The following is a 14,057-nucleotide window of genomic DNA, read 5'->3' on the forward strand; positions in this document are numbered from 1 at the left end:
CCGACGCCGCTCAGGTCCTGATAACACTTCAACCATCTTATTATTCTGACTGGTGCTAAACATAGGTCTAAGACTACCTCTTATTTTAAGAGAGGCGAAGTGTCTGGTGATCTATGGGGCCAGTCTAGTCGGCTCCTCGGTCGGTTCTGGGGTAGGCTCTAAAGTCGAGCGCAAATACCATCCATTTCCGGATTGGCCGCCGTTATACGCCAGATATTCATAAGCGCCTGCGACAACAGGTTTTGATAGCGTTACCGAGCTCGTATCCTGACCACTGATAGAAGCAAGTTTAATACCATCGTTTACCGTGAGCGCCCCCGCTCCACCAATCTGATTGATATTAATCGTATGGCTACCGGCAGCATCACCATTAACTACAATTCTGTCAGAAACTGTATTAGCGTCGCCTTCATTAAGAACCGTATTAAAAGTTATCGTTCCATTATTTCCGGAGAATGAATTCGTCGTGATGGTCTTAACATCATTAACGCCACTGCTTTGAAAGTTAATCAAAGCACTATTTAAGGTAATAGCCGCAGAATTTGAATCGCCCGTCACATTCCACTGGCTTCCATTGGCAATGTTTAGATTTGTCATATCAACAGCTTTACCTGTCCAGACAGAGCCATTGTTAAGCGAAAGCGAAGCCGTCGATGATGAGGTGTTAATTGCATCCCCCGACACAACAGAGTTAGCATCGGCATTGACTTCTAACGCCGCTGCCCCCGTGTTTTGAATAAACACGCCGTTATTAACGGTGGAATTAACCTCATTTAACTGGATGGTCCCATTGCCTTCTATAGCGTAGATAGACTCACCGGCAAGAGATGATAATTCACCGCCAGTCATTGAAAGCGTCGACACGCCGCGATTCTGCAAAATTGCCGGGCTTTGGATGCTATTAGTCGTATTTACTGTTGTATTAGTAAGAACGACATCCCCACCCTCAAGAGAAACACCTGGCGAATAGTTACCTTTCGTCTCTAACGCACTATCCGTGACGTTAATCTTGCCACCAGATACCGCCCGTACCGCCGCTGAAATATGATTCTCGGTAAGTATATTTGAGTTACTAATATTGGCGATGGCACCATCCCTCGTCATAACGCCTGCAGCGGATGAATTTTTTGTGTTTATATTGCTATCAACAACGTTCAGGGTAGCCCCTTCTTTTATCGCGTATGCACCAAGCGCACCCACTCCAGCAGTTGAAATGTTAGTATTGGTGAGCGAGATGCTTGTCGGATTATTCAAATCACCGCTGCCATCTACATAGGCGCCATGAATGTTTGCACCTGTCGTGTTGATATTTATGGCATCTGTACCCTGGATTGAGACACTGCTTGCGGATGCAGCATAAATCGCAGATGTTGTGAAGATGGATGATGATGAATTCTTTTCGATGGTGCCAGTACCTGACAATGTGATTGTACTGCTGTCTGTAGCAGATATAGCAGAAGCATCATCGCCAGTACTCACAATATTGAACCGATCGCGAACGTCAACGTTACTATTATCTTGAGCAACTATCGCTGAAGAACCACTTCCGGTGGAATTAACACTTAACAGCCCCTGTGAGCTAACGTTGCCTGAACTCGTGGCATAGATGCCAAAAGATTCGTCGCCTGTCGTGTTGATTGAAACTCCATTGAGCTGTGAATCACCGCCAGCGATAACTGAAATACCGTTTGCAGTCGCCCCACTGGTCGCAATGGATGAATTTTGTATCACACCTGCACTATTGCTGCCGAGGAACTTAATACCATCGGCATCTGTCCCGGAGGTCGTTACGGTCGAGTCACTAAGTAAAAAATCATCCCCAACAAATACCCCATTTGCATTTGCACCCGATGTGGAGATAGCTAAGTTGCTTCCATGGACGGAAGTCCCCACTCCGTTAGCATCCATTGAGATACCATGCGCAGTATCGCCAACCGTTTTAATATTTAATTTAGAGGATGAGGTGCCATTAAGCTCGATACTGGCCCCATTTGATGCATTCACTGCAGACGAATTGACTCCTCCACCAGAAGGTAAAAGAGAGGATGTCTGAATCAAGCCTCCGGCATTAACAATTACACTGGTTCCGTTTCCGCTAGCTTCTATTGCGCTATATGGGCCATTGGCAGATGCATCGTTGTTAGCCGTTACGTTTAACGTCCCGGCGGAAACATCAACTTTGCCGCCGTTTAAGGCATATATTCCATACGAACTTCCATTTGCTGTGATGTTAAGGTCCCCCTGGCTTGTTACCGAAGAACCTGTACCATCCACTTTAATTCCGGATGAATCGCCGCCAGAAGTCGTAATAGTTGAAACGCCGTTTAGATTAACCGTCCCGCCAGATTGAGCAAGAACGCCCTCAGAGTTACCTCCGGTCGTGACAATATTTAATGCCCCAGGCGAAGTAATTGTTCCTGCATTCAAAGCAAATAACTCTGGAGTATCAGAAGTACTGCTTGACGATGAATAGCCTGCAGGCACATTAGTTGATGTGTTATCGGCTATCGTTTGCGCCTTAGCGATCTCAGTTGATGTTGAGAATAGAAGACCAATCATTATTGATACTTTTGATAACCTGGTGTTTAAGCAAGACATCGACGCTCCTTAATTCCCATATCTCTAAAACCCCACTACGTATGCAGTGAAGTTCATTTTCTTAAGAGGTGTAATTACTTGAACGATCCTGGAGAATAGCAATAGCTCATGGCATAACTAAGTTATGTATAGCCCCATGATTTAGAAACATCAAGTTACACAGTTTTACGCCACGAGTATACCCTGGTTATTAAAGCTATCAATTTCCAACCAGCATGAAAAATCCTAAACTTTTTAATGCGGCAAATAGGTTCAGATTTAATATCCTGTTGTTTTATATCTATTACTTTCCTTTACATCCTTATCCTTGTCGTCCTGTTTTCGTTTTTATCTTGTCCTGACATACATAACAGACACCGTAACTAACATTTCTTTGACCGGCAGACCAGGTATATATTAACCATTTGATATATATGAAATTCCCCAGCCCACCGCTAATCGCATATTCCTGTTTATAACGATGCAGTCGCGAACAGGATCGTCGTCAATAAGTAATACGTTTGAAATTCTGCAGGCATTACGGCGCATTGCAACGTAACTCCCGATTTAATAACGGAATAAATTATTTCTCGCTTAACGAATTGCCTCTCGCCCCTCTCGTTATGTAAACTTATGTAAAGAGAAGATTCAAATGACACACTCAGGAATAGAACACATAAGAACCTTGTGGATATATAATTCACAAAATAGAGAGAGTACAGAACATTAAACCAGACATAAACGCAAAACCAAGATTAAAATATTAAAAAAACGAGCCAGTACAAATGCTTGAACCACAAAACGACCTTATATTACATAATAATTTCATTTAATTTCATTAAGTTACCATTTCAATGTGGAATTAATTATTTTCCCATATTGCAAGGAAAGTATTCCCCATGTGAATATACTTACATCGTGAGTGCTCATTGAACATTGATACTAAAATTCCACTTTTATGATGAGAATCCTGCGTATGATGAAGCCAAATGATGAAATGAAGTTAATTATCTCCAAATGGTTATCATCCGGTGCCGCGCGTATCATAATAAAAAGCGAAATTGGAATTGAGCGTACTTTAGGCGTTAAGCCGAATAATACTGACTTCGTCTTTCTGACTGAAGGAGCGATGGATATCAGGAGAACAATGGACGACCTGGTATTCTGTACTGCGCTTGCGCCCTATATTATGAGCGGGACCGACCATCCTGAAAGTGAAGCGTACTTTTATGGTGAGATACGGGCTCATTCAGTAGCATATCGGATTAAAAAAGAAACCGCATTGAATTTAGTGGAAAAGTTCAATTTATTCAAACAATTGTGGATAGTTGAAAAGTATAAATCTCAAGCCATATGGCGCAGAGATGCCAACCTCAATGGCGCATCAGTTAAAGTGGCAATCGGAGAGCTGATTACCGTTCTTAGTATGCTCCCACCAGAGTTTAGAAAATCAATCTCTGTTTATAAATTTCTTCAGGAAAGAACAAAGTATTCAAAAAGTACAATAATGCGTGTCGTAAACCATTACAGAGATAATGGCCAACTAGATATTAAAAATGGAATACTTATTGAATGGATTCCTAAAGAAAAAGGATAAACACTATGGGATTTCATATACATACTTACTGTGCCTATACCCGGCAGGGGGTTTTGGGCCTCATTGATGAAATATTTGAAACTTCACAACCCGATGAGGTCATTCATATTTTCGATCTCATCGAAAACCCACATCCAATCTTACTATTAAATAAAATAAAAAATTACATGCGGATTACATTAGATGAACCGCAGAAAATAATAGCTATATGCAATAAACAGACAGCAGATTTTCTGCGTAAATTCAGCATACTATGCATTACACCGACAGAATCAATATTAAACTGGGTGGATATTCTAAAAAAAGCAAAGGCGTATACTAAGTGGTCTGTAACCAGCATTCCAGAACTGGAGCATCATTACGCTTCAAAGCCTCTGACAAATAAGGATTTTTTTATTCTTGAGCATTTGTGTCAGGGTTATTCATTTTCTGAAATATCTGAACTAAGTGGTTTGAATGCAAAGATAGTTTATGCCAGACTCAGTAAAATTAAATGTGAATTTAACTTAGAAAGGAATAACATCCATCTCGCTTACACTTTTATTTTAGAGTCAAGAACAAACTATTTTCATTGTGGCAGACAGTCCAATTATCATCTTTAAAGGCACATAGAAATTAAGCGCTTACAGTCTCAGCAGCAATGCATTATTATGCGGAACAGTGCAAATAACAAAAAACCCTTAAGTCTGCTTGCTGGCAGGCTTAAGGGTTCCGGCCCCATCCGGCGCTTATCTCCGGCACTCGTAATGGCTTAGCTCTTGAAGGGGCATAAGAATAATCTCACTCCCGGATAAGTTTTGTTTAACACAAATTGCGGTTTGATTGTTTTTTGAGCGCAGTCAATGACATAATTCGCGCGTTGTTTCACTAATTGCGTCTAACAACAAGCGTAACCCCGCAGGCTGATGCTCACGAGAAAGATACAACCCGTATATTGGCAGGCGTTTAGGCTGTAGCTCTGGCAGTAACCGAACTAACTTTCCCTGCGCCAACCCTTCTCGCGCTTCCGGCTCCGGTACCAGCGCAATGCCCATACCCGCCAGCGCCGACTCACAGAGCAGCGAAGAGATCCCGGCGCTCAAATTCCCTTTGATCGCAACAGAAACCGTCTGCCCTTGTACATCGAGAAAGTGCCAGGATTTTCCGGCAAAGCCGCTGTAATAGAGGCAGTTATGCTGCGTAAGATCGTCGAGCGTTTCAGGAGTGCCATGTTGATGCAGATAATCGACAGACGCACACAGCACGGATTCACAGTCCCCCAATCGACGGGCGATGGTCCCAGGCTCGGGGGTATCCGTAATGCGGATCGCCACATCGATGCGTTCCCCGACCAGACTTACCGGTTGATTATTAATCTCAACCTCAATGCGCAGTTGCGGATACCGCGCCAGAAAAGTGGGCAGCACCGGAGCAAGAATATGCATCGCAGTATAGTGCGCGCAAGCGACACGTAGCGTACCGGAAGGTATTTGCGCGGCACTGGCGGCAGCAATATCCAGCGAAAGTTGCGCCAGAGAACGCGTTTTCACTAACGCTTCTTCTCCGGCTGGCGTGATCGTCAGGCGACGCGACGACCGATGGATAAGCCTTGCCCCCGCCCATTTTTCCATTTCGTCGAGGTAACGACTAACCATCGGTCTGGAAAGCCCCAGCGCTCGCGCGGCGGCGCTTAAGCTGCCCAAATCACAGATATGGTTGAATACCGTTGCCGCCATTACTCTGTCCATTGCATCCCATCCGATCGTTTTAAGAAACTCAGCATACCCTGATACAGGAATTCTAACAGATGCAAATATCCTTAAAATACGCGAACTATCAAAAGACAATTTCCTGCACAAGGTTACCTGGTATGAATGTTAAAACTCTGGCTCTGCTGTTACCCCTGTTCTCCTCTTCACTCTTTGCCGCCCCGCTCCAGCTGGACGTCTACAACCCGCAGGATAAGGCTATTTTCCCGGTCTCCTCGACGCTGGTTTCAGGACCGAAAGAAGCGATTTTGTTTGATGCGCAGTTCAGCACCAAAGATGGCGAACAACTGGTACAGATGATTCGCGCCAGCGGTAAAACGCTGAAAGCCATCGTAATCACCTCCGGCGATCCGGATTTCTATTTCGGTCTGCAGCCCCTCGTCAACGCCTTCCCACAGGTAAAAGTGCTGGCAACACCGCATGTGGTTGAGCATATCCGCGCCACGAAAGAGGCCAAACTGCAGTTCTGGGGCCCGCAAATGAAGGACGGCGCGCCAACATCACTCACCGTGCCGCAAGCCACCACACAAACGCGTTTCACGGTTGATGGCGAAACGCTGGAACTTCGCCATCCCAACGATTATGCGGCGTATGTCTGGATCCCGGCGAACCGCGCAATCATTGGCGGTACTGGCGTGGCTTCGGGTATTCATGTCTGGACGGCGGATACGCAGTCTGCTGAACAGCGTTCCGCGTGGCGCAATGTGTTAAGCGAGATGCAGAACTTACAGCCCGCTCAGGTGGTTCCGGGGCATTACATTGGCGAACGCCCGACAGGCGATAAAGCGATTCGCTTCACCCGGGACTATTTGCAGTCATTTGAGCAGGCGTTAAGCGCGAATAAAGGTTCAGCTTACGTGATTAAAACCATGACGGCGGCATGGCCAGGTCTGGCGGACGCCAGCTCTCTGGAGCTAAGCGCGAAGGTCAATACCGGTGAGATGAAGTGGTAAACAAGATTTAACGCCAAAAATAACCCCGAACGCATGTCGGGGTTACATTACAATAAGCATACCGGAATCAATGAACGCCCATGCGCCAGGCAAAATAGATCTCTTCTTTCAGTTCAGTTGAAGAGAGCGTCAATAAATCCGCAAACTCCAGCTCAAGCTGTTTCAGTCTTTTCAGGTACTGAGCCGGTGAAAGATCGGTTTTATCACGACGTAAAAACTCTATTGCCAGTTGGGCCGGGTCTAATTGGGTAGACATATCATCCTCGCTTGTGTTCAAAACCTGCACAGTATAACACCATTCACTGCGCAGATAATGACCAAAAGCAATATGCATCACAAAATAGCGGTCGTCAGACGCGATGTGCAACACAATCGCCCTTGCTCATCGAAGATTTCGATTTGCCATACCTGATGGCGAGAGCCGGTATGAATGGCGCTACACACGCCTCTGACACGCCCTTCCCGCGCAGAGCGAACATGGTTGGCATTAACCTCAAGGCCCACCACTTTTTGCTCTCCCTGAGTGCACAGGTAACCGGCCACTGAACCCATGCTTTCCGCCAACACCACCGATGCACCGCCATGTAGTAAACCAAAAGGTTGTTTGGTGCGATGGTCCACCGGCATTGTGGCCTCCAGGGTATCGTCGCCAATATGTTCAAAGCGAATGTCGAGCAACCCCACCATATTTCCTTCACCCATGGCATTGAGCGCCTCAAGAGTGACTTCACGTTTCCAGATCATCCTATAATCTCCAGCAGTGCCTGTAATGGATGGCGAACGCCCGTGCCTTCAACGCGTTTAACCTGGCTACGACAGGAATATCCGGTAGCCAGACAACGATTTCGCGGCAGTCGTTGCATTGCCTGGTGCCATGATAGCTCATAGATCCCCAGTGAGTTCTGGTGATTTTTCACTTCGTGCCCATAAGTGCCAGCCATGCCGCAGCATCCCACGCTGACGTTCTCCAGCCTGGCGCCAAAACGGGCAAAAATAGCTGCCCACTGCGCAGGCGCGCCTGGCAGGGCCGTCACTTCGGTACAATGACCAAAGAAATACCACGGCTCTCCGGCAATAGCAGCTGGCTGCTGTGACGCCACAACGGTAGATAACCATTCGTTGACCAGCAATACATGGAAATCCCCCCGCTGTTCTCCAAGCGCCAGCTTGTATTCATCGCGATAACAGAGCACCAGCGCCGGATCAACGCCCACCATTGGAATATTCAGCTTCGCCACCCGGTTGAGAAACTCAGATGTCTTTTTCGCTGTTTTGGCAAAACGGTTTAAAAAGCCTTTAATGTGCTGCGCTTTGCCGTTTGGCGAGAACGGCAGCAGTACCGGCTGTAAGCCCAGTTTTTCTACCAGACGGATAAAATCAGCCACCACCTGCGCATCGTAATAGCTGGTGAACGGATCCTGTACCACCAGCACCATACGGGCTTTTTGTTCCGGGCTGAGTAATTCGAGCTGCTCCAGTGTCATGTTCGCAGAACGATGACCAACCAACTGACGTTGCAGCGACGGCGCAGACAACAACGGTAAATCCACCATACCGATGTGCTTTTTAGCCAGATTACGCACCAGCGGCTGATTGATGAAGAAATTAAACGTTTTGGGCGCACGCGCCATGAGCGGCGCATAACTCTCAACGGTCGCCACCATATGATCGCGCAACGGTCGCAGATAACGCGTGTGGTACAGTTGCAGGAAGCGCGAGCGGAACTCCGGTACATCAATTTTAATCGGACATTGCGTGGAACAGGCTTTACACGCCAGACAACCGGACATCGCCTCTTTGACTTCATGCGAGAAATCGTATTCGCCCTTACGCGCATGCCAGCTGTTGCGGGTGCGGGCAATCAGCGTGCGTAAACTGGCGCGTTTTTCCGGCAGCTCTTTTTCCAGCTGTATCGGGTCAATTCCGCGATCCGCCAACAGACGCAGCCATTCACGTACCAGCGTGGCACGGCCTTTCGGCGAGTGGATACGGTTGAGGCTGATTTTCATCGACGGGCACATGGGGCTTTTCGCATCAAAGTTAAAGCATAACCCGTTGCCGTTACACTCCATTGCTCCGCGCCACTCTTGCCGCACCGCCAATGGGATCTGTCGGTCATAAGTCCCGCGCTTGACGGCATCCACTTTCATCATTGGCGCGTCAACGTCTTCCGGTGGACAGATTTTCCCCGGGTTCAGCCGGTTTTGCGGATCAAATACCGACTTCACTTTGCGCAATTCGCGATACAGTTCGTCACCGAAAAACGCCGGACTGTATTCTGCACGAAAACCTTTCCCGTGTTCGCCCCACAGCAGACCACCATATTTTGCCGTCAGCGCGACCACATCGTCAGAAATGCGTTTCATCAGCACTTCTTGCTGCGGGTCACACATATCCAGCGCCGGTCTGACATGCAGCACGCCGGCATCCACGTGGCCAAACATGCCATAACTCAGACCGTGGCTGTCGAGCAGCGCACGGAACTCGGCAATATAGTCAGCCAGATGCTCCGGTGGAACGCAGGTATCTTCGGCGAACGGAATAGGCTTCGCGGAACCTTTCGCATTTCCCAGCAAACCGACGGCTTTTTTACGCATGGCGTAAATGCGCTCCACGCCCGCGAGTTCAGTACACAGCTGCCAACCAATGACACCGGCCTCCTGACGGGCAATTAAGCCGTCCAGGCGTTCGCACAGCGCCCTGACCTGAGCATCAATCAATGCTTCATCGTCACCCGCAAATTCGACGATATTCAGGCCCAGCATTTCTTTATCCGGTACGTCGGTAATCAACTCACTTACCGAATGCCAGACGATATCTTCCCGCGCCAGATTAAGCACTTTGGAGTCAACGGTTTCTACCGACAGTGCGCGCGCTTCCACCATAACCGGGGCGTTACGCAATGCTGAATCAAACGAGTCATACTTGACGTTGACCAACTGCCTGACTTTGGGCAACGGTGTGATATCCAGGCGCGCTTCGGTAATAAACGCCAGCGTACCTTCTGAACCGGTAAGAATGCGGGTTAAATCAAACTCGGTCATCTCGTCGTTGAAGACGTGTCGGAGATCGTAACCAGTAAGGAAGCGATTGAGTTTGGGGAATTTATCAAGAATAAGCTGCCGATTATCACGACACCGCTCATACACCGTCTTATAGATGCGGCCAATAGTGGTATTGCTGTTGCCCAGCGTTTGGGCGAGTTCGACCGGCATTGGCTGAGTATCAAGAATATCGCCGCCCATCAGCACCGCGCGGATACCCAGCACGTGATCGGAGGTTTTACCGTAAACCAACGAACCTTGTCCGGATGCGTCGGTATTGATCATCCCGCCCAACGTTGCCCGGTTACTGGTGGATAATTCCGGGGCAAAGAAATAGCCGTAAGGCTTCAGAAACTGGTTGAGCTGATCTTTGATTACCCCGGCTTCGACCCGCACCCAACCTTCCTGCGGGTTGATTTCAATAATGCGACTCATATAACGGGACATATCAACAATAATGCCCTGATTCAGCGCCTGACCGTTCGTCCCGGTACCGCCGCCGCGCGGGGTAAAAATCAACGACGAAAAAAGAGGTTCAGCCGCCAAACGGGCGATCAGCGCCACATCTGCCGTTGAACGCGGGAAAACCACAGCATCAGGAAGCAACTGATAGATACTGTTATCTGTCGACATTGTCAGCCGATCGGCGTAGCTCGTTGCCGTATCGCCCGTGAATCCTTGCTGCTCCAGCGCCTGCAAAAAATTGAGCACCAGTTGAACGACACCTGGTGCCTGAGAAATTTGTGGAATCATTATAGTGACCCTTTCCTGCGGTCTGTGTTGTGAATTTAATCGTTTGCGTGTTGCTTTGTTTGTTGTATCACATTTTTTTCTAATACGCTCAGCAGATTTACAGGCAGAATCCGCCTGTTCAAAACCGCTGAAATTGCTCATCATTACAGGGTGTGATTTAAGTGTTCACGTCGCGTCAACGTTCTGACGCAAAGACAAAGGTGAAAAGTATTTATGGTAAATTTTCGTCAGCCCAGGGATATTGCGCAAGTGCTGCTAACGGTGCTGTTTTTAGCCATCATGATTGTGGCCTGTCTCTGGATTGTGCAGCCCTTTATCCTCGGTTTTGCATGGGCGGGTACGGTGGTCATCGCAACCTGGCCTATCCTGTTACGCTTGCAAAAACTGCTGTGGGGACGCCGTTCACTGGCGGTGCTGGTAATGACCCTGCTGTTGGTAATGCTGTTTATCATTCCTATTGCGCTGCTGGTTAATAGCATTGTTGATGGCAGCGGACCGTTGATCCATGCCGTCACTGCTGGCGATATGACGCTGCCGGATCTGGCATGGTTGAACAGCATTCCGTTGGTGGGAGCCAAAATGTATGGCGCATGGCACAGCCTGCTGGATATGGGCGGCGCAGCCATTATGGCCAAAGTTCGGCCTTATGTCGGCGCCACAACGACCTGGTTTGTCGGTCAGGCTGCGCATATCGGCCGCTTTATGATGCATTGTGGTCTGATGCTGCTATTCAGCGCCCTGCTGTACTGGCGTGGTGAGCAGGTGGCGTTAGGGATCCGTCATTTCGCGTGTCGACTGGCATCCAAACGCGGTGATGCCGCCATTCTGCTGGCGGCGCAGGCCATTCGCGCTGTTGCGTTAGGTGTTGTAGTTACGGCTCTGGTACAGGCGGTCCTCGGCGGCATTGGTCTGGCGGTAACCGGCGTGCCGTATGCGACGCTGCTGGCAGTATTAATGATTCTCTCCTGCCTGGTACAACTGGGGCCGCTGCCGGTGCTGGTCCCGGCCATTATCTGGTTGTACTGGACCGGGGATTCAACCTGGGGCACCGTGCTGCTGGTGTGGAGCGGTGTGGTCGGAACGCTGGATAACGTCATTCGCCCAATGTTGATTCGTATGGGCGCCGATTTGCCGCTGATCCTTATCCTTTCTGGCGTCATCGGTGGATTAATTGCATTCGGCATGATTGGTCTGTTTATCGGCCCGGTAGTCCTGGCCGTGTCCTGGCGTCTGTTCTCTGCCTGGGTGAATGAAGCGCCTGCGCCGGGGAGCGATCCGGACGAACTCCTCGCAGAAATAGAAAGCAATAAGTAATCCAACGTCAGGCGGCATTGCCGCCTGATTGTTTAGCAATGTTAATCTATCCCGTCCCGGTACTGAGTTAAATCGAACGGTACTCTCCTCGCAGCACTCATTTATGTCGCAAATTCTTTACAGTTTTTAAACTATTGAGATGAATCTGATCGACGCGAAAAATCAGTATGCCTACTATTAGCTCAAGGCTGTAGATCAACACATTGATTTATAAGCATGGAATTCCCCTGAGTGAAACAACGAATTGCTGTGTGTAGTCTTTGCCCATCTCCCACGATGGGCTTTTTTTCAGTAAGTTACGGTGCTTCGTAGGCCTATAGTGTGCCTTATGTGTGCAAAGTGTGTGAAGAACTAAAAGTGCTACCCTCTTTTCTCCCCTCAAATATCAACACCTTACGTTGTGTGCAATAGCTTTTTAAGGCTGTGCTAGACATGCAATTTTGCACACCTAGAGGGACATTTTTGTCCACCTAGAGGAACATTTTTGTTCCCTCAGAAACGACAAAAGCGCCCATTAAAGAGCGCTAATGTTTCTTAGTGTTGTTCTAAGCTATGGGAGGCTTTCTAATTGTTCGCTTGATTGGAGTGCCGTCTTTCTCGAAGTAACGAGAAGGCCATATTTCAGAGGGTGTAGTGTTGAGAGCGTTAGCGATGATTAGTTCACCTCTAGGCCATGCGTGATTAAGCGCATTGATTAACGTTTCACTTCCTAAACCGTTAGCCCTTCCCAGAGAAGCCAATGAAAGACGCTTCTTATGTAATGCCGCTATGATGTCTACCCTGTGCCAATCCTGTTTACTTTCCATTCCCTTTCCTTTTGGTGGTGAACGTAACAGGGTTTGCAGACCGCATAGACACGGCAAGCCTAAAGGCTTCCCCGCTACGCCCACCATTGATAGGGGTGAACGAAAGCGCCTGAATACAAGATAGATGTATTCCGGTTGTCTATGTAACGGGGCTGCAAATCCCCACCTCTAGGATTTACCAGAGGCGTATTGATTCTAAACGAAAAAAGGCCAATGCAAAAGCATCAGCCTGTGTATGATTTACTTCAAAATCATTGCATTAATGAATGTTAACTAACTATAAAATCATTACTTCCATCTTGAGTAGCTAATACAGTTACGTTACTGAAACTAATCACGTAACCGCCTCCACTCTGAACAACTCTTACTGTCTGATTACCAGAACCAGGAGGCATAGAAAATTGATAAGAGAAGATAATAGAGGCTGATTCATTGTGTACTGAATGTGATTGACTAAAAACTTGCACACCATTTACATAAGCTGTCATCGATACAGAAGCTGAATCTTGCTGTGTACCAGCCACAATAGCCACTACTGGAAGAACAGAAATAGTTCTTGTGTATTCTTTGTTATCAACAATAGTTATTGTGTGGTCGCCACCACTACCAGAATCATAGGAAGCAGTAACAGAGCTTGTTAACGCTGATTGATTCAATGCTTCCAGTGATTGAGTATTAGCATTGATAGCATCTGTCTGTGTTTGTTCAGCAGCAGATTGAGCAGTAGCTGCATTAGTAATTGCTGTTCCTGCTGTTTCATTAGCTGTTGTAGCAATACCAGCAGCATCCTCAGCTTGAAGTAATGCATTAGTAGCATCAGTTTGTGCTTGTGTTACAGCATTTAAGTTAGCTGTAATCTGTGTTTGCTGGTCTTCAAGTTCTTTCTGTTGTTCCTGCAAACCAGTAATAGCCGTATTCATCGCATCATTAGCTGTAGTCTGTGCTTCCTGTGCAGCATTATAAGCATCTGTCGCATCACTAGCTGCTTGCTGTGCTTGTGTGTAAGCGTCCTGTGCAGCATCTACAGCATCAAACAAATAGTGTGTGCTGTTACTTATCCAATCAAGCTCTTGTTTTATATTCTTAGCGTAATCAGGGTCATCGGTTGTAGTTTGTAAACCAGTAATATAAGGTGTTATGTAAGTATCCCGCATAATCGTGCCATTCACATTTAGAGACCCTCCGGCATAATCACTCTGCCAACAAAGGAGATCGCTATGCGTAAAGCCCGTTTTACTGAGCATCAGATCATTGCTGTAATTAAA

At 47.5% G+C, this 14,057-nt stretch carries 11 protein-coding genes and 1 other RNA gene; 5 read left to right on the forward strand and 7 right to left on the reverse strand.

All coding sequences use genetic code 11. The annotated features are described in order from the left end of the window. Positions 1-111: 111 nt before the first annotated feature. The gene (locus OOJ59_RS27020; protein WP_160955463.1) at positions 112-2,598 is read right to left on the reverse strand and encodes an autotransporter outer membrane beta-barrel domain-containing protein; all 2,487 of its coding nucleotides are present in this window, start codon (positions 2,596-2,598) and stop codon (positions 112-114) included. A 955-nt stretch (positions 2,599-3,553) separates the two neighbouring features. Here OOJ59_RS27020 and OOJ59_RS27025 point away from each other — a divergent pair. Both OOJ59_RS27025 and OOJ59_RS27030 read left to right on the forward strand, forming a co-directional pair. Then, on the forward strand, positions 3,554-4,174 hold the full coding sequence (locus OOJ59_RS27025; RefSeq protein ID WP_038640254.1) for a helix-turn-helix domain-containing protein: 621 nt from the start codon (positions 3,554-3,556) through the stop codon (positions 4,172-4,174). Between the two features lie 5 nt (positions 4,175-4,179). After that, complete coding sequence (locus OOJ59_RS27030) at positions 4,180-4,776, forward strand: hypothetical protein (protein WP_268063542.1); 597 nt, start codon at positions 4,180-4,182, stop codon at positions 4,774-4,776. A gap of 237 nt (positions 4,777-5,013) precedes the next feature. Here OOJ59_RS27030 and OOJ59_RS27035 read toward each other — a convergent pair whose 3' ends face one another. Beyond that, complete coding sequence (locus OOJ59_RS27035) at positions 5,014-5,901, reverse strand: LysR family transcriptional regulator (protein WP_038640250.1); 888 nt, start codon at positions 5,899-5,901, stop codon at positions 5,014-5,016. A 122-nt stretch (positions 5,902-6,023) separates the two neighbouring features. Here OOJ59_RS27035 and OOJ59_RS27040 point away from each other — a divergent pair, with 122 nt between their 5' ends. Next, positions 6,024-6,875, forward strand: coding sequence for a Vmh family MBL fold metallo-hydrolase (locus tag OOJ59_RS27040; protein ID WP_087856676.1), 852 nt, complete (start codon positions 6,024-6,026; stop codon positions 6,873-6,875). 67 nt (positions 6,876-6,942) lie between these two features. On the opposite strand, the gene OOJ59_RS27045 is transcribed toward OOJ59_RS27040, so the two are convergent. From OOJ59_RS27045 to ydiJ, 3 genes are all read right to left on the reverse strand, one after another. Next, entirely contained in the window at positions 6,943-7,131 is a 189-nt protein-coding gene (locus tag OOJ59_RS27045) for a YdiH family protein (RefSeq protein ID WP_029139522.1), read from the reverse strand. 77 nt (positions 7,132-7,208) lie between these two features. Beyond that, positions 7,209-7,619, reverse strand: a complete 411-nt coding sequence (gene menI, locus OOJ59_RS27050; protein WP_069324244.1) for a 1,4-dihydroxy-2-naphthoyl-CoA hydrolase — start codon at positions 7,617-7,619, stop codon at positions 7,209-7,211. Continuing rightward, positions 7,616-10,672: a D-2-hydroxyglutarate dehydrogenase YdiJ gene (ydiJ, locus tag OOJ59_RS27055; protein WP_085049443.1), complete on the reverse strand. Its 3,057-nt coding sequence runs from the start codon at positions 10,670-10,672 to the stop codon at positions 7,616-7,618. Before ydiJ ends, menI begins: the two co-directional genes overlap by 4 nt. A 213-nt stretch (positions 10,673-10,885) precedes the next feature. Between ydiJ and ydiK the strand changes: the two genes are divergently transcribed. Further along, complete coding sequence (gene ydiK / locus OOJ59_RS27060) at positions 10,886-11,986, forward strand: AI-2E family transporter YdiK (protein WP_069324246.1); 1,101 nt, start codon at positions 10,886-10,888, stop codon at positions 11,984-11,986. A 184-nt stretch (positions 11,987-12,170) separates the two neighbouring features. Beyond that, positions 12,171-12,278: antisense sRNA RprA (gene rprA / locus OOJ59_RS27065), an RNA gene on the forward strand. 253 nt (positions 12,279-12,531) lie between these two features. Here rprA and OOJ59_RS27070 read toward each other — a convergent pair. Beyond that, positions 12,532-12,792: a helix-turn-helix domain-containing protein gene (locus OOJ59_RS27070; RefSeq protein ID WP_160956283.1), complete on the reverse strand. Its 261-nt coding sequence runs from the start codon at positions 12,790-12,792 to the stop codon at positions 12,532-12,534. 269 nt (positions 12,793-13,061) lie between these two features. After that, a partial coding sequence (locus OOJ59_RS27075) for a hypothetical protein (protein WP_326929236.1) occupies positions 13,062-14,057 on the reverse strand: 996 nt, incomplete at its 5' end.

The sequence above is a fragment of the Citrobacter sp. W9 genome (assembly GCF_026719375.1).
Lineage (GTDB): Bacteria > Pseudomonadota > Gammaproteobacteria > Enterobacterales > Enterobacteriaceae > Citrobacter > Citrobacter werkmanii.